This window comes from Methyloversatilis sp. NSM2 (assembly GCF_038066675.1).
Lineage (GTDB): Bacteria > Pseudomonadota > Gammaproteobacteria > Burkholderiales > Rhodocyclaceae > Methyloversatilis > Methyloversatilis discipulorum_A.
Map to the genome: position 1 here is coordinate 111,208 of NZ_JBBUKV010000006.1, position 14,826 is coordinate 126,033.

A 14,826-nucleotide genomic window follows, 5' to 3' on the forward strand; every position below is an offset into this window, starting at 1 on the left:
GCTCACCCTCACGTTCCGATCGAACAGTATCTTTGGCCCGGCTTGGCCGGCAGCCCGCATTCACAAGGTTGATCTCACGAGGTTTTGCATGGAGTTGTTTCATCTGGGTATCGACGTAGCCAAGGCCAAGCTCGACTGTGCGCTGCGCTCACCCGAGGGCAAGATTCGCCACAAGGTCATCACCAACGACGCAGCCGGCTTCGACCAACTGCAGGCTTTTCTGTCCCGGCAACACGCTTTGACACTGCACGTATGCATGGAAGCCACAGGCGTCTATTGGGAGCCGGTGGCTGAGTTCCTCGCCGCTCTGCCCCACGTCACCGTCAGTGTCATCAACCCGGCGCAGATCAAGGCCTTTGCCGCCTCGCGCATGGTGCGCACCAAGACCGACAAGGTCGATGCCGCACTCATCGCTCTGTTCTGCCATGAACGCTCACCCGAGCCCTGGCAGCCGCCGTCCGAGGCCGAACGCACTTTGCGCGCGCTCGTGCTGCGTCTGGACAGCGTGCAAAGCATGCGCACCCAGGAATCGAATCGTCTGCTCGTTGCGCAAAGCGCGCTACGGCAGGGGATCACTCAGCACATCGAATGGCTGGACGCCGAGATTGAGCGGCTCGCCCGCGCGATCCGGGATCTGCTCGACCAGGATGACGATCTGGACGGCAAGCGTCGTCTGCTCGACAGCATCCCGGGCCTGGGCGAACGCACCATCGCCATTCTGCTGGCCTTCTACGCACGGGTATCCCGCTTCGACAACGCTCGTCAGGCCACTGCATTCGCTGGCCTTGACCCTCGGCAGCACCAATCCGGCAGCAGCGTCTGCGCCAAACCACGCATGTCCAAGGTCGGCCACTCTTTCCTGCGCAAGTCACTCTACATGCCGGCCATGGTCGCGCTCTATCGCACCGCCTGGGGGAAACTCTTCCGACAGCGTCTGTCCGCTGCTGGCAAGCCGCCGAAACTCATCATCGGCGCAATGATGCGCAAGCTCATCCACGTCGCCTTTGGCGTTCTCCGATCCGGCAAACCTTTCGACCCAACCGCTCACGGGGTTTGACTCGGATAACAGTATCTACAAAACCCTTGCCATGACGCCGGCCGGCGATTCAGGGCACCGCCGCGGCCGGCTGGATCAACCCGCCGCTTCGATCTGTTCCGACACCTCGAGCCAGTGCATTTCCTGCGCTTCGAGTTCTTCGTCCACCTTCTGCAGTTCGACGCCGACTTCGCCGATTTCCTTCGGCGGCAGCGGGCTGGCGAGCTTGGCGGTCAGTGCGTGCTTCTTCGTCTGCAGTTCGAGGATGCGCTGTTCGAGCTTGCCCAGTTCGTTCTTCAGCGCCTTGAGGTTCACCGGCGCCTTCTTCACCGACGCAGCGACAGGCGGTGCCTGCACGACCGGCGCGGCTTCGGCCGGAGCAGCCTTCATCGAGTCCTTCAGCACTTCGCGCGCGCGCTTGGCTTCGTCCAGCAGGTAGCGCTGGTAGTCGTCGAGGTCGCCGTCGAACGGTTCGATGCCGCCGCGCGACACCAGCCAGAACTCGTCGCACACCGAACGCAGCAGCGAGCGGTCGTGGCTCACCAGCATCACCGTGCCTTCGAATTCGTTCAGCGCCACCGCCAGCGCCTCGCGCGTGGCGAGGTCGAGGTGGTTGGTCGGTTCGTCCATCAGCAGCAGGTTGGGGCGCTGCCACACGAGCATGCACAGCACCAGCCGCGCCTTCTCGCCGCCGCTCATGGTGCCGACCGCCTGCTTCACCATGTCGCCGCTGAAGTTGAAGGTGCCGAGGAAATTGCGCAGGTCCTGTTCGCGGCCGCTCTGCCCGGCCGGCAGGCCTTCGCGCGCCATGCGGGTCATGTGTTCGAGCGGATTGTCCTGCGGGCGCAGCACGTCCAGTTCCTGCTGCGCGAAGTAGCCGATGCTGAGACCCTTGCCCTCGGTCACGCGGCCGGCGATCGGTGCCAGCGCGCGGGCGATGGTTTTCACCGCGGTCGACTTGCCCTGGCCGTTGGCGCCGAGGATGCCAATGCGCTGGCCGGCCATGACCGACTTGTTCACATTGCGCACGATCACCGTCGGCGGCGTGCCCGCGGGCGCGTCGGCCGGCGGCGGATAGCCGAAGCTCGCCTCTTCCATCACCAGCATCGGGTTGGGCAGGTTGGCCGGCTCCTTGAACTCGAAGTTGAAGTCGGCCGTGGCCAGCATGGGCGCCAGCTTCTCCATGCGGTCGAGCGCCTTGACCCGGCTCTGCGCCTGCTTGGCCTTGCTGGCCTTGGCCTTGAAGCGGGCGATGAACTTCTGCAGGTGGGCGATCTTGTCCTGCTGCTTCGCGTAGGCGTTCTGCTGCAGTTCCATCTGCTGCGCGCGCATGTCCTCGAAGGTGCTGTAGTTGCCGCCGTAGCGCGTGAGCTTGCCGGCGTCGATATGCAGCGTCACGTTGGTGATGGCGTCGAGGAATTCGCGGTCATGGCTGATCACCACCAGCGTGCCTTCGTAGCGCTTGAGCCACGATTCCAGCCACACCAGCGCGTCCAGATCCAGGTGGTTGGTCGGTTCGTCGAGCAGCAGCAGGTCGGACGGACACATCAGCGCGCGCGCCAGCTGCAGGCGCATGCGCCAGCCGCCGGAAAAGCTGTTCACCGGATTGCACATCTGGTCGGCAGTGAAGCCCAGACCGAGGATGAGCGCCTGTGCCCGCGACTGCGCGTCGTGTGCGCCGGCGTCGTGCAGCGCCATGTAGGCGTAGGCCATGCGCTCGCCGTCGTCGGTGGCTTCGGCAGCCTGCACTTCCTTCTGCGCGGCGAGTAGCGCGGTGTCGCCCTCGATTACGAAATCGGTCGCCGGCTGATCGGTTTCCGGCATGTCCTGCGCCACCTGCGCCATGCGCCACTGGGCCGGCATGACGAACTCGCCGCCGTCCTCGTGCAGCGTGCCGTTGAGCAGCGCGAACAGTGTCGACTTGCCGGCGCCGTTGCGGCCGACCAGGCCGACCTTCTCGCCCGGATTGATGGTGGCGGTGGCGCCATCGAGCAGCACCTTGGCGCTGCGGCGAAGGACGACGTTTCTGAGCGTGATCATGCGGGTGAAACTCCAGCGGGTTCTCCCGCGGGGCAAACGGCGGCAGGACGTGGGGATGAGCGGGTGCGCGGGCGGCCCGGCGCGGATCGCCAGCTGCCGGAACAGCGGCGGGGCGGCGCATATATATGGCGCGCCGCCGGGGGCGGAGTATCGGGCGCGCCGGGGGTGGCCGTCAATCGACGGCAGGTCGGCCCGCTCAGGCCAGCGACACCCCGATCAGCGCGCCGGTGCCGTAGGTCACCCCTGCCGCCGCGGCGCCGATCAGCACCTGACGCACCACCGAAAACACTGGCCCGCGTCCGCTGAACAGCGAGGTCGCCAGCCCGATCGCGGCCAGCGCAGCCGCCGACAGGCCACCGCTCCAGGCCATGCCGACAGCGCCCCCGGTGAAGAAGAAGGGCAGCACCGGGAACAGCGCGCCGACGGCGAACAGCACGAAGGAGAAGCCGGCGGCGCTCCACGGGTTGCCGCCCAGCTCGGCCGGATCGATGCCCAGTTCCTCGCGCATCAGCGTGTCCAGCGCGGCCTTCTTGTCGCGCATCAGTTCGGTCGCCACGCGCTGGGCATCCTCCCGCGCCAGCCCCTTGGCCTGGAAGATGAGCGCCAGTTCCTTGCGCTCGGCCTCTGGCGTATCTTCCAGCTCGGCCGCCTCGGCCGCCATCTGCGTCTGCGCGAACTCGCGCGAATTGGTGACCGACAGCCACTCGCCCAGCGCCATCGACACCGCACCGGCGATCAGCCCGGCCAGCCCGGTCAGCAGGATGGTCTGCGCCGGCGCACCGGCGCCGGCCACGCCCATCACCAGGCAGAGGTTGGACACCAGCCCGTCGTTCGCGCCCAGCACCGACGCCCGAAGTTCGTTGCCCGAGCCACCGCGGTGCCAGCGTTCGCCCTTGGCGATGGCCGCCCCGCTCATGCCGCGCGGTTGCCCGGACGCCGCCTCCAGCACCGCCGCATGCGAACGCTCTTCCGCAGACAGCGACGCCGCGTCGGCCTGACCGGCGTACTTGTCACGGTCGGCGACTTCGGCGGTCGCCACCGACGGCAGCACGAAGGACGGCCCGAAGCGCTTTGCCAGCGCCGCCAGCACGCGCGTGCGGAAGCTCGGCCGGAACGCCTCCGGCTTCACGCCTGCGGCCTCCAGCTTGCTGCGCCACAGCTGCGCATGCGCCGCCTCGGCTTCCGCCAGCTGGCGGAACAGGTCGCGCCGCACCGGATCGGATTCGGCATCGGCCAGCGCGGCGTACAGCGCGGCGCCGTCGAGTTCGTCGCGGAGATTCGCCTGGTAGCGGTCTTGGTTCGAAGCCATGGCGTGCTCATGTCGGAAAGCGTCACCCGGGGACGCTGATACGGGCGATAGTGCCTGAATCCGCGGCGCCGCTCACTTCAAGACCACCGAACTGTCGCGACTGCCCGCAGTCGAGCTCATGCAGACGACGCGCCCAGGGGCGACAACTTCGCCGCTGCGCACCCATTCCTCGATCACCTTTCCCCTTCAAGGCATTCATTCCCCCTTCCGTCCCTTTACTCACTCGAACCGGAGATCACCATGAAGAACACCGTCCGCAGCACCTTTCGCCTGCGATGGCTGGTCGCCGCGCTCGCGGTCCTGACCTCGGCCACCGCCCCGGCCGCTGAACCGAACAGCGCAGAGCCGACCGCGCGCCCTGCTGGCACCACGCTCAAGGAAGTCGTCGGCCTGACCAACCCTGAATCGGCGGTCGCCCACGCGGACGGCCGCATCTTCGTGACCGAGATCGGCGCGTTCAACAAGGCGGGTGACGGCAAGGTGACCGTCGTGCATCCGGACGGCCGCACTGAAACGCTGGTCGGCGGGCTGAACGACCCCAAGGGCATGGACCTCTTCGGCGACTGGCTCTACGTCGCCGACGTCGACCGCGTGCTGCGCATCGGCCTCGACGGCACGGTGACCGAACTGGCAAAGCCCGGCGACTTCCCGAACAAGCCGGTCTTCCTGAACGACATCGAGATCGACGGCGACGGCGTCGTCTACGTGTCCGACAGCGGCGACGACAAGGGCCAGGGCGCGGGCATCTACGCGATCGCGCCCGACGGCGGCATCCGCACGGTACTCGGCGCCAATGCAGGCATCATGCGCCCGAACGGCCTGCTGCTCGACGGCCCGCGCTCGCTGCTGGTCGCCGACTTCGGCACCGGCGAGCTGTTTCGTCTGGTGATGAAGAAGGCCGACGGCAAACCGACGCTCAAGCTGCTCTACAGCGGATTCGGTGCCGCCGACGGGCTGCTGCGCGATCGCGACGGCGCGCTCTACGTGAGCGACTGGAAGGGCGGCAAGGTGTGGCGTCTGAGCAAGCCCCGGTCGGCGCCGCAACTGATCACCGAAGGCCACAAGTCCTCTGCGGACATCGGGCTGTCGGCGGACGGACACTACCTGCTGATGCCGGACATGATGGCCGGCACGCTGGTGTTCGTGCCGCTGAAGTGAACGCACCGCGGGCGGCTCAGCGTCCGCGGTAAGGCTCGCAGCCGATGCCGTCACCATCGCGGTCGAGGTGCGGGCCGTGATCGGGCTCGCCTGCGCGCACCGGCGCCGCGATGGCAGTGGTCGTCCCCAGTCTTGCGGTTGTTGTGGCATCCCTCGGCATTCAAGCGCCCGGATGCGCGGCCGCCGTGACAGCACCGCGTCGCGCAGGCCGGCGTCGACCACGCGGCCAGCTTCCACCACCACCGTGTCGAAGCGTGCGAGCAGGCTGGGCCAGTGCACCGACGCAACGATGCAGGCATCCGGAAACGCCGCCACCGACGACGGACGGACGGCCCGCTTCAAATGGCTGCACGGCGTGTCGGTGCGGGTGTCGCTGGCACATATCGCGGTATCGGGCGTGGTGCTCACGCGCTTCGTCTGAAATCGCACGGAGCGCTATCCGCTGCGCATGCGGGCTGCTTTAATGGATGCACTTTGCGTGCTGCGCGAAGCCGGCCGCCCGGCGTCCGCCCCGATGGCCGTCACCCACTCGACAGGGAGATTTCCATGCGCGTTCCGACACCGTTCCGCCCCGTACTGATGGCCGCCTCCGTCGCGCTTGCGCTGTGCGCGGGTCAGGCGCAGGCGGGTTTCGACTACTTCCTGAAGCTGGACGACATCAAGGGCTCCAGCACCGACGACAAGCACCCGAACTGGAACGAGATCGACACGTTCACCTGGGGCTTCGGCATCGAAACGGTCAGCGGCGGCCCCACCAGCGACATCACGATCCGTCGCCCGGTGTTCCGCGACTTCGAATGGACGCAGGCGCTCGACGCCAGCGTGGCCAAGCTGTTCGCGCGGGCCAGCAGCGGTGACGTGCTGGACACCGTGACGCTGCACGCGACGACGGACATCGAAGGCCAGCGCGCCACCTTCTTCGAGATGGTGTTCACCGACGCCTTCGTCACCACGTTCGACCTGACCGGCAGCAGCGGCAGCGCGCCGGCCCTGTCAGCGGCCTTCGAATACCGCACCGTCACGCTGAAGTACATCACCCTGAAATCGTCCGGCGCCGTCGGCGAAGAATTCGTCAGCAGCTATGACCTGTCGACGCGGACCGGTTCGGCCGACGCGCTGGCTGCGGTGTACGCCATGGGACTGTCCGGACCGACCGTGCTCATGGTGCCGGAGCCGGAAAGCTGGGCGCTACTGCTCGCCGGCCTGGGACTGACAGGTTTCGCGGCGCGGCGGCGTGCGCGGCAACATGCCGCCGGCGCGTTGGCGGCAGCTCAGCGTCCGCGGTAAGGCTCGCAGCCGATGCCGTCACCGTCGCGGTCGAGGTGCGGGCCGTAACCCGGCTCGCCCGCCCGCACCGGCGCCGCGCCCGCGGCACGCGCTTCGGCACAGTTGCGGAAGGCGGTGCCTGCCGGCACCGCGGCCGCCCCTTCCGTCGCTGACGATGAGGTGCGCGCCGGCGCGCCGCGGTGGCAGTGGTAGTCCCCGGTCCTGCGGTTGTTGTGGCAGCCCTCGGCGTTCAGGCCGCCCGCGTGGGCCGCCGCGCCGGCGCACGCCAGCAGCATCAGCGCGCCGGGCAACATCCGCAGGGGGCAAGGACTGAAGCGCATCGCGACGGCGGGAAATGGATGACCCGCAGTCTAACCGCGGCACAGGGCGAGGCGAATCGGCCGCGGATGAGGCGTCCGAGAGGCCACGCCATGACGCACGCACCGACAGCGCCCCGGACCCGGCAGCGCTGCCGGCCGCCTGCGTCACGACGGTCGAGGCATTCCTCTCCGACAGGACGCGCTCTTCGTCGCGGAGGCGCGCGACGGTCGGGCGCGTGCCATCAGGCCGCTTCCTTCGCGCGCAGACCGGCGAGCACCTGTTCAGCCTGCACGGCGAGGCGCGAGCCGTCGATGGGCTTGCCGTAGAGCACGCCCCAGATGAGCGCGCTCAGGGTTTCTTCCAGCTTTGTGGCGTCGTCGGCGCTGACATAGCTGCCGGCGGGGGCGCCGCTCGCGGCGTCGGGGGTGATGCTGTAGGTGCGAAGCGTCATGGTGGGTCTCCTGTGGCGTTGGCGGCGCGGGCTGAGGGCGTGCGAAGAACCGGCGCGGGCAGCCGACGGGCCGCACCGGCGCCTTGTCTTCATCGCAGGCGCGGCAAGCAAGCGCTCACCGGCTTGCGACAGTCACGACAAGGGCGACATGAATTCATGCCTTCGGAGCGATCCGAGCAAAATTTGATCCAGATCAAATCCACCTGAGACCTCTCAGTGCGTCCGCCGCGCCAGCACCTCGTCGCGCGGGCCGGCGTCGACCACGCGACCGGCCTCGACCACGACCACTGTGTCGAAGCGCGCGAGCAGGCTGGGCCGGTGTACCGACGCCACGATGCAGGCCTGCGGAAACGCCGCCACCATGCGGTCGAACACCCGGCCTTCGGCCTGCGGGTCGAGCGCGCTGGTCGGTTCGTCGAGCAGCAGCAGCGAACTGCCCTGCGCCGCCAGCGCACCGCGGGCCAGCGCCAGGCGCTGCCGCTGACCGCCAGAGAGGTTGCCGCCGCGTTCGCTGAGCGTGCTGCGCAGACCGTCCGGCAGGCGCTCAAGCACTTCGTCGAACACGCCGGCGTGCATCGCCGACTGCAGCGCCGCCGCATCGGCCGGCTGGCCGAAAGTGAGGTTCTCTTCGACGCTGGCTTCGAACACTTCGGCTTCCTGCGGAATCAGCGTGGCCAGCGTGCGCAGTTCGCCCCACGGCACCGGTACGCCGTCGCGCAGCAGTTCGCCCTGCTGCGGCAGATAGAGGCCGGCCAGCGTGCGCAGCAGCGTGCTCTTGCCGCCGCCACTCGGGCCGATCAGCGCCACGCGCGTGCCGCGTCGCAGTTCCAGATCCACGCCATGCAGACCGCCGCGCGCGTCGTCGCCGTAGCGCCAGGTGGCGCCGCGCAGTGCCAGCGTCTGCCATGAGGCGTCCGCCTGCACCGCGGGCACCGCCGCATCCGGCTCGCCGGGCGCGGCCCAGATCGGCTCGGCGCTGCAGTAGTCGGTGTGCATGCGCGCGAAGCCCTGGAAGTTCGACGCCAGCGACGCCACCACGCCGGCCGCCTGCTGCGCGTACTGGTAGATCATGAACACCGTGCCCAGCGCCACCGCCTGCCCCGGCTCGCGCACCTGCATGACATACACCACCACCAGCACCCAGGTGAGCCCCATGCCGAGCAGATCCACGGCGAACCACTTGCCCTCGTTCACCATCACCGCGCGCCGCAGCGGCGCCATCACCGCCTCCATGCGCCGGCCCAGCAGCACACGCGACGCCGCCTGCAGCCGCAGCCCGATCACCGTGCCCGCGTTTCCGACGAAATCGAGCAGCGCCGCGGCATAGCGGCGGTCGGCATCGTTCTCGGCGCGCGCGAGCTGCATCAGCGTGCGGTCGAAGCGCAGAATGATGAGCGCGATCACCACATAGCCACTCACCGCGATCGCGCCACTGGTGCGCGACAGCAGCGCCAGCGCGACCAGGGGACCGACGAAGTTGAACGCGCTCTGCAGGTAATCGAACTGGTTCTGCGCGAAGTCCGACAGCGCCCGGCTCGCCTGCATCACGCGGTGCTGCAGCTCACCCGAATGCCGCCCGTCCCGCCAGGCCAAGGGTGCGGCCGCGAGGCGCGCATACAGCGCATCCGCCAGCCGCACGCGCACCCGCACGCCGACATTCCGCTCCAGCACCCGCCCCGGCCCGTGAAGCAGCCAGGACAGCAGATAGATGCCGACCAGATAAAGAATCCACCGCCCCGCCGTCGCCATATCGCCCTGCTGCAAGGCATTGATCGCCTGCGCCGCCAGCCAGGGCATGGTGAGGCGCAGCAGCTGCGCGCCGGACAGCAGTGCCGCGGCCCCGAGCATCTGCGCGCGTGCGCCGCGGGCGTGGAGCCAGAGGGCGCGGTAGAGGTCGCGGGCGGCGGTGGGGAGGGTGATGGCAGATGGCATAGGGATGATGAAATCATGGTCAATTGCATCTCTGATTGTGGCCCACGCACGCCTCCTCCCAGCAGGAAATGGGGCGCCCAAGATCACGAGCCGACCTTGCCGGATCCTCAGTCGGCTCCTCATGGCGCAAGCAGCAGGCTCTCGAAACCACGCGCAATAGATGGCGTGGCGGAGCGTAAGCCGTCACCGCATCCAAAGAGGCCAGCGCTTCAACCTGCCGCAAGAAAGCAGAGACACCACCCACGTACTAGTGATGCAGTTGGCCTGCGGCGCTACCGGACAACCTCGGAGCGCTCGATCACCAACTTTCATCAGATCTGCCGCGTGGTACTCATTGAAAGCGTCCGCAGAGGCATATTCTCGAGCAGCCACGTCTACAAAAACGGACGCAGGCTCCAAGCATCAAGGTGACCAAGAGACTATGAATAGCTCCTTCAAGAACCAAATCTTCCATGGTGCAGGGCCCACTTGGGCAAATGCTTGCGTAGGAGAAAATGGAGATCCAAAGATATTCGAGTACGCGCTTGGGTTTGCATCTGCGGCCACAGCATTGCTCGACAGCGCGATTGAATGCGAAGGAACAACCCTAAAAGTAGACACGTTGGTCTACCCGATATGTTTCTCAATGCGTCATTCCGTAGAACTTTTCTTGAAATCATTTGCCGCTTCCTTAGCCACGATTTCAGAAATTCGCAGAACACGGCTTCAGAAATTCAACGCCGCGGCATCTCACGATCTTGCATTAATATGGAGGTTCGTGAGGGAAAGCGCGCAAGAAACTGACAACCGCCTCATGGAGCCAATAAACAAGCTCGAAAGGTACATTCAAGACCTATCACAAATTGACGCAACAGGGCAAGTATTCAGATACCCTTTCGACATCAACAACAAGAAACACCTAAGCGAAGTAAGCATAGTTAATTTCTATGTGCTAAGGGAGCAGTTCGAGATAACAAAGGAATTGTTGATATCAATTGACAGTCTAACCGAACGCCTTATTGAGGAGTACGGTCAAGGAACGTTTACGAGATCACTTTCTCGGCATCAATTGTGCCATCTAGCAACCGAACTTCCCGCTCGGGAGACCTGGACAAACGAATCTTTCCGCGACATCAAGAAGCACTTGATATCTCAATACAATCTCAGCAGCACCGAATTTAGCAAGGCACTCCACCTTATCCAAACCAATCACGAAATGGCATCACACATTGGGATCCAAGTTCCAATTGAAGGACTAAAAATAGAAAAATTGCTATGTTTTTTTGACGGATGGTTTCAAGTCCACGATCGGAAAAATGTCATCACACCACCACCGCCAACCATCGTAGACGGACTTGATTTTATTGAGGTAAACAAACGCTGCACTCAGCGCCAGGTGATCGCCAGAGATCTCGCCAAAAAAATCAATTTCGTTGATTTTTCAGCAATTGAAGCACTATTCCATTTTGAAGAAGAGGCGCCATTCTCCGAGGCTTTTGAACGACTACTAAAAATTCACCAGAGAAGAACTAACCGCTACAAGAATCACGCAGACGAGTATCAGATAGCGTTAGACAAGAAGCTGGGAAGCATCAGAGCATTAGAGCGCATCCTATATGCCCTGGACATGCTCGGACAGCGTGATTCAATAGAAGCGTTAATGGATCGCTATGATCTCGGGGCCGCGCGTGACAGACTCCTTGAGCGCAGCCGCCACTTTAGGAATCGGACTTAAGGCGACACACGCTTGTGTTTCGTGAGTACCTGTCGGCTGTCTCGAGAAGGTCACGAAATACGTATTAGTCGTGAGGCAAGACGTCTTTCTTGACCGAGAAATCGAGTGGTACGCCGAGTACGCCTATGTGGCACTCAAACTAAGCGTCACTTCACCGTCACGCTCTTCGCCAAGTTCCGCGGCTTGTCCACATCCGTACCCGTCACCAGCGCCGCGTGATACGCCAGCAGCTGCAGCGGCACGACGTGCAGCACCGGTGACAGCAGGCCATAGTTCTCCGGCATGTTCAGGATGTGCACGCCCTCGCCTTCGACCGTTCCGGTGCCGGCGTCGGCGATGACGTAGCGCTCGCCGGCGCGGGCGCGGACTTCCTGATTGCTCTTGAGCTTTTCGATCAGCGCGTCGTTCGGCGCGGTGGCGTTGCCCGGCATGTCGCGGGCGATCAGCGCTTGCGAACCGTACTCAAGCGCGGCCCGCCGTGATCAGGCGGCAACCGGACGAAATCCGCGCTGCGCTCAACTTCCCGCCGGCCAAAGCCCCGCAATATCGAACGACAACTGCCGATGGTGGCGGATCGTCAGCAGATAGACCGTCGCCAGCTCATCGGCCACGGTGTAGAGCATGAGGTAGTCGCCGTGCAGATACTCGCGAAGGGAATCGGCGGCCCCTGTCGGCATGGCGGCGAGCAAGCTGATTGCCTCGGCGGATTGGGGCGGGTGGTCGAGATAGCGCCGACCGATGCGAGGAAAGCGGGCCAGATTGGGGATGACCGTGCTGCGCAACTGATCGAGCAGATCGTCGAAGGCCGCGCCTGCATCGGCTTCGATCAGAAAGGCTTCGATGGCTTCGAGGCGCGCCAGGAAGCTGTCAGTCAGCTCAACCCGGTGAAGGTCTTCAGCCACGTGTCTTCGCGCGACGCTTCTCGAGACCGGCGATTGCGGCATCGGCCGGCCGGGTTCGTCCCGCTGCAATGTCGTCCAGACCGCGACGGGCGTCTTCAAGCAGAAGCAGATGGATGCGCTCGCGTTCCAGCCGGTGGTAGTAGTCCAGCCGGTCGGCGTCGATCAGCGCGACATAGCTTTCGCCGTTCTTGGTGATGATCTTCTCGGCGCCGGCCTTGGCCTGCTCGGCCAGTTCCGAAAGATTGGCGCGTGCCTGGGTGAAGGGCACCACGTCGCGCGCTGAAATGCCCATGGCAGGCTCCCGATGGAAAGGTGTCAGAATTCTGTACAGTTTATCGGGTCAAGTGCGGTGACGCCAGATAGGTCGACGATCCGGCGGTGAGCGCGCGAGGTAGGAATGCAAGTCCCGGCGCCGATTCATGACCCAGCGAGAGTAAGGCGGTGGTTGTGCGATGACCGGCCCCACACCGCGTACGGTGCGGATATTCGAGATGCGCATGAGAGACATCGCAGAAGAAGCCCCGGGGCTTTCAAGATGTTTTTCCCGGGCTAGATTTCAGGCAGTTGTTTTCAAGCTTCTTTTCTCACCCTCTTACAGATGTCCGGATCGTCGATTACAGATCATCCGCGGCGTCGGCTTCGTTTCGGCACTCGGGTCGCTCATGCCCGCCTGCCGCCATCACGACCTGACACTGCTCCTTCCTGCCATCGGCCGCTGCGGTAACGACCTAGGTGATGACCTGGAGCTCCCCGCAGCGGGTACGGACTTCCTCGACCTTGCTGTTGAGCTTTCCGATCAGCACATCGTTCGGCGCGATGGCAACGATCGGCATATCGCAGTTCGCTAACGCCAGGACTGCTGGAAAACAACAACTGCGGAACCTCGCCCGGCTTCTCAGTTCAATTTGACGAATCTTCACAGAATTCCATATGGATAAGAAATATTGTCCTGCTATAACGGAGGCAATCATCGCAGCTGAGAGTTCATGCGGGACAATTATTCGAAAGAGATCATGCAGCCCCACTTCCTCGGACTTCCTTTGCTGGCGCTTCTTCTCAGCGTCCCTGCTTCCACACAGGCTTCAACGCACACGCTCACACTTCTGAATCCGTTCGGAAGCACGAATGCCATGGCCAGTGTGATCAACGATCACGGCATGGTCGGCGGCGGCGCGTTTACGCAAGACAATGCCGAACATTTTGGCTTTCTGTGGAGCAACGGCGCTTTTCATACGGTTGTCGCCCCCGGTGTGGAATATAGCGACATCCAGGGTCTGAACAACGACGGCGTTGCAGTCGGCACGGTCGTACTGGTTGGCCAGGACGGCGCAAACGCATATGCATGGCGCGATGGAACGATTAAGGTCTATCCGTCCGACGTGAGCACGTCACATGGACCGGGTTGGGATTTCCGGTCCGTCCGTGATATCAACGCACATGGTGACATCACCGGCACAGTCGTCAATTGGCAGCCCCCTCGGCCGGAACCTCAGTTAGCGGGATACATGTCTTCGGGGTCAAGTCTGGTGTCCTACACACTTGGGCTTGGCACCTACGCAACAGCACTCAACGATCATGGCGAGGTCGTGGGTTTCGCAGCCAGCAGTGGAATGTATTTTCATGCTTCGGCTTTCCGCTGGAGCGCCGGGAATCCGTATCCAGTCGAACTGGAGTCGCTGGGTGGAAACGACAGCGGTGCGAATGACATCAATAACAACGGACTCATTGTCGGTCTCTCGACTGATCTACTCGGCATCTCGAGAGCAGTCTTCTGGGACGACAACGGGCTATCAGTACTCGACACTTTTGCGGGCGCTGAGCGATCCGTCGCAAATGCCGTGAATGAGTCCGGCCTGATCGTTGGAGGTATTGAAGCTTCGGCAGGTCACTGGGTGGCCAGCATGTGGCAGGACGGTGAGGTAGTCGACTTGAATACCCTCCTGTCCGATGAAATGCGTGACGCAGGCTGGCGTCTGCACCAAGCTCACGATGTGAATGAATCCGGATGGATCGTCGGCGAAGCCTTCAACAGCAGAACCCTGGTTGCGGCCGCATTCGTTCTGGCGCCTGTGCCTGAGCTGGACCGCGCTTGGCTGATGCTTGCCGGCCTCGGCGTGCTCGCCCTTCGCAGAAGACCTCTCTCAAGAGACCGCTAGCGATTTCTCGGCAAATCACGCCGATCGATGCTGCGCAGTTTGACCAGCTGGAGCTTCCGCCGCAGGTCGACTCCGGAATAGATAGGGCCACGCTCGCAGCGTGGCTTCTTTTCGCGGATGAACCGCCTCACTCCACCGTCACGCTCTTCGCCAGATTCCGCGACTTGTCCACATCCGTGCCCTTCACCAGCGCCGCGCGGCAGGCGAGCAGTTGTAGCGGCACGACGTGCAGCACCGGCGACAGCAGGCCGTAACTCTGCGGCATGTTCAGGATGTGCAAGTTCTTGCCTTCGACCATTTCGCTGCCAGCGTCCGCGATGAAGTAGAGCTCGCCGCCGTAGGCGCGAACGGACAGTGCTTCATCTCGCCGGCCGTGTAGTTCGCAGACATCTGCCTGGATCTGAGCGCTGCTGGTGCGGCAACCTGACTGCAGGCATTCCCGGTGACGACTCCCATGCCCAGAGGCTCGGAGCCGAAGGTAGGGCCCCACACCTCATCGGGGCTTCCGATCCGATTTGACGAAATTTCACCAATGCCGCGG

At 64.1% G+C, this 14,826-nt stretch carries 15 protein-coding genes and 2 pseudogenes; 7 read left to right on the top strand and 10 right to left on the bottom strand.

All coding sequences use genetic code 11. From position 1 onward, the window contains the following. Nucleotides 1–88 precede the first annotated feature (88 nt). Entirely contained in the window at nucleotides 89–1,057 is a 969-nt protein-coding gene (locus WJU27_RS14110) for a transposase (protein WP_341422512.1), read from the top strand. A 75-nt stretch (nucleotides 1,058–1,132) separates the two neighbouring features. On the opposite strand, the gene WJU27_RS14115 is transcribed toward WJU27_RS14110, so the two are convergent. Together WJU27_RS14115 and WJU27_RS14120 are read right to left on the bottom strand one after the other, a co-directional pair. Continuing rightward, nucleotides 1,133–3,076 (bottom strand): ABC-F family ATP-binding cassette domain-containing protein, encoded by a 1,944-nt coding sequence (locus WJU27_RS14115; protein WP_341422513.1) that lies wholly within the window; start codon nucleotides 3,074–3,076, stop codon nucleotides 1,133–1,135. A 196-nt stretch (nucleotides 3,077–3,272) separates the two neighbouring features. Further along, nucleotides 3,273–4,385 carry a VIT1/CCC1 transporter family protein gene (locus WJU27_RS14120; protein ID WP_341422514.1) on the bottom strand — a complete coding sequence of 371 codons (1,113 nt, stop codon included), beginning with the start codon at nucleotides 4,383–4,385 and terminating at the stop codon, nucleotides 3,273–3,275. 240 nt (nucleotides 4,386–4,625) lie between these two features. On the opposite strand from WJU27_RS14120, the gene WJU27_RS14125 reads away from it, so the two are divergent. After that, the gene (locus WJU27_RS14125) at nucleotides 4,626–5,543 is read left to right on the top strand and encodes an SMP-30/gluconolactonase/LRE family protein (protein ID WP_341422515.1); all 918 of its coding nucleotides are present in this window, start codon (nucleotides 4,626–4,628) and stop codon (nucleotides 5,541–5,543) included. Between the two features lie 16 nt (nucleotides 5,544–5,559). On the opposite strand, the gene WJU27_RS21030 is transcribed toward WJU27_RS14125, so the two are convergent. After that, nucleotides 5,560–5,643 (bottom strand): excalibur calcium-binding domain-containing protein, encoded by an 84-nt coding sequence (locus WJU27_RS21030; RefSeq protein ID WP_445928439.1) that lies wholly within the window; start codon nucleotides 5,641–5,643, stop codon nucleotides 5,560–5,562. Between the two features lie 72 nt (nucleotides 5,644–5,715). On the opposite strand from WJU27_RS21030, the gene WJU27_RS14135 reads away from it, so the two are divergent. Together WJU27_RS14135 and WJU27_RS14140 are read left to right on the top strand one after the other, a co-directional pair. After that, nucleotides 5,716–5,964 carry a hypothetical protein gene (locus WJU27_RS14135; RefSeq protein WP_341422517.1) on the top strand — a complete coding sequence of 83 codons (249 nt, stop codon included), beginning with the start codon at nucleotides 5,716–5,718 and terminating at the stop codon, nucleotides 5,962–5,964. 125 nt (nucleotides 5,965–6,089) lie between these two features. Then, the gene (locus tag WJU27_RS14140) at nucleotides 6,090–6,830 is read left to right on the top strand and encodes an Hcp family type VI secretion system effector (protein WP_341422518.1); all 741 of its coding nucleotides are present in this window, start codon (nucleotides 6,090–6,092) and stop codon (nucleotides 6,828–6,830) included. Here WJU27_RS14140 and WJU27_RS14145 read toward each other — a convergent pair. The 3 genes from WJU27_RS14145 to WJU27_RS14155 all read right to left on the bottom strand — a co-directional run bounded on the left by WJU27_RS14145 (nucleotide 6,815) and on the right by WJU27_RS14155 (nucleotide 9,429). After that, on the bottom strand, nucleotides 6,815–7,150 hold the full coding sequence (locus tag WJU27_RS14145; RefSeq protein WP_341422519.1) for an excalibur calcium-binding domain-containing protein: 336 nt from the start codon (nucleotides 7,148–7,150) through the stop codon (nucleotides 6,815–6,817). The genes WJU27_RS14140 and WJU27_RS14145 overlap by 16 nt on opposite strands. Nucleotides 7,151–7,371: 221 nt before the next feature. Beyond that, complete coding sequence (locus WJU27_RS14150) at nucleotides 7,372–7,581, bottom strand: hypothetical protein (RefSeq protein ID WP_341422520.1); 210 nt, start codon at nucleotides 7,579–7,581, stop codon at nucleotides 7,372–7,374. Nucleotides 7,582–7,794: 213 nt separating this feature from the next. Then, complete coding sequence (locus WJU27_RS14155) at nucleotides 7,795–9,429, bottom strand: ABC transporter ATP-binding protein (RefSeq protein ID WP_341422575.1); 1,635 nt, start codon at nucleotides 9,427–9,429, stop codon at nucleotides 7,795–7,797. 505 nt (nucleotides 9,430–9,934) lie between these two features. Here WJU27_RS14155 and WJU27_RS14160 point away from each other — a divergent pair. Continuing rightward, the gene (locus tag WJU27_RS14160) at nucleotides 9,935–11,227 is read left to right on the top strand and encodes a hypothetical protein (protein ID WP_341422521.1); all 1,293 of its coding nucleotides are present in this window, start codon (nucleotides 9,935–9,937) and stop codon (nucleotides 11,225–11,227) included. Nucleotides 11,228–11,373: 146 nt separating this feature from the next. On the opposite strand, the pseudogene WJU27_RS14165 reads toward WJU27_RS14160, so the two are convergent. The 3 genes and pseudogenes from WJU27_RS14165 to WJU27_RS14175 form a co-directional block, all read right to left on the bottom strand. Beyond that, nucleotides 11,374–11,694, bottom strand: a pseudogene (locus WJU27_RS14165) (glutamine--fructose-6-phosphate transaminase (isomerizing)); the annotation flags it as partial. A 48-nt stretch (nucleotides 11,695–11,742) separates the two neighbouring features. Continuing rightward, the gene (locus WJU27_RS14170; protein ID WP_445928437.1) at nucleotides 11,743–12,129 is read right to left on the bottom strand and encodes a type II toxin-antitoxin system RelE/ParE family toxin; all 387 of its coding nucleotides are present in this window, start codon (nucleotides 12,127–12,129) and stop codon (nucleotides 11,743–11,745) included. Further along, complete coding sequence (locus WJU27_RS14175; RefSeq protein WP_341422522.1) at nucleotides 12,122–12,421, bottom strand: type II toxin-antitoxin system Phd/YefM family antitoxin; 300 nt, start codon at nucleotides 12,419–12,421, stop codon at nucleotides 12,122–12,124. Before WJU27_RS14175 ends, WJU27_RS14170 begins: the two co-directional genes overlap by 8 nt. Nucleotides 12,422–12,626: 205 nt before the next feature. Between WJU27_RS14175 and WJU27_RS14180 the strand changes: the two genes are divergently transcribed. Further along, on the top strand, nucleotides 12,627–12,977 hold the full coding sequence (locus WJU27_RS14180; protein ID WP_341422523.1) for a hypothetical protein: 351 nt from the start codon (nucleotides 12,627–12,629) through the stop codon (nucleotides 12,975–12,977). Between the two features lie 138 nt (nucleotides 12,978–13,115). Next, on the top strand, nucleotides 13,116–14,285 hold the full coding sequence (locus tag WJU27_RS14185; protein ID WP_341422525.1) for a hypothetical protein: 1,170 nt from the start codon (nucleotides 13,116–13,118) through the stop codon (nucleotides 14,283–14,285). Between the two features lie 127 nt (nucleotides 14,286–14,412). Here WJU27_RS14185 and WJU27_RS14190 read toward each other — a convergent pair. Next, nucleotides 14,413–14,634, bottom strand: a pseudogene (locus WJU27_RS14190) (glutamine--fructose-6-phosphate transaminase (isomerizing)); the annotation flags it as partial. Nucleotides 14,635–14,826: the final 192 nt, after the last annotated feature.

What these genes read in the sequence shown, in the direction of transcription:
- WJU27_RS14110 (WP_341422512.1), top strand. Translation starts at nt 89, where the DNA reads ATGGAGTTGTTTCATCTGGGTATCGACGTAGCCAAGGCCAAGCTCGAC.
- WJU27_RS14115 (WP_341422513.1), bottom strand. Translation starts at nt 3,076, where the DNA reads ATGATCACGCTCAGAAACGTCGTCCTTCGCCGCAGCGCCAAGGTGCTG.
- WJU27_RS14120 (WP_341422514.1), bottom strand. Translation starts at nt 4,385, where the DNA reads ATGGCTTCGAACCAAGACCGCTACCAGGCGAATCTCCGCGACGAACTC.
- WJU27_RS14125 (WP_341422515.1), top strand. Translation starts at nt 4,626, where the DNA reads ATGAAGAACACCGTCCGCAGCACCTTTCGCCTGCGATGGCTGGTCGCC.
- WJU27_RS14135 (WP_341422517.1), top strand. Translation starts at nt 5,716, where the DNA reads ATGCGCGGCCGCCGTGACAGCACCGCGTCGCGCAGGCCGGCGTCGACC.
- WJU27_RS14140 (WP_341422518.1), top strand. Translation starts at nt 6,090, where the DNA reads ATGCGCGTTCCGACACCGTTCCGCCCCGTACTGATGGCCGCCTCCGTC.
- WJU27_RS14145 (WP_341422519.1), bottom strand. Translation starts at nt 7,150, where the DNA reads ATGCGCTTCAGTCCTTGCCCCCTGCGGATGTTGCCCGGCGCGCTGATG.
- WJU27_RS14150 (WP_341422520.1), bottom strand. Translation starts at nt 7,581, where the DNA reads ATGACGCTTCGCACCTACAGCATCACCCCCGACGCCGCGAGCGGCGCC.
- WJU27_RS14155 (WP_341422575.1), bottom strand. Translation starts at nt 9,429, where the DNA reads ATGCTCGGGGCCGCGGCACTGCTGTCCGGCGCGCAGCTGCTGCGCCTC.
- WJU27_RS14160 (WP_341422521.1), top strand. Translation starts at nt 9,935, where the DNA reads ATGAATAGCTCCTTCAAGAACCAAATCTTCCATGGTGCAGGGCCCACT.
- WJU27_RS14175 (WP_341422522.1), bottom strand. Translation starts at nt 12,421, where the DNA reads ATGGGCATTTCAGCGCGCGACGTGGTGCCCTTCACCCAGGCACGCGCC.
- WJU27_RS14180 (WP_341422523.1), top strand. Translation starts at nt 12,627, where the DNA reads ATGAGAGACATCGCAGAAGAAGCCCCGGGGCTTTCAAGATGTTTTTCC.
- WJU27_RS14185 (WP_341422525.1), top strand. Translation starts at nt 13,116, where the DNA reads ATGCGGGACAATTATTCGAAAGAGATCATGCAGCCCCACTTCCTCGGA.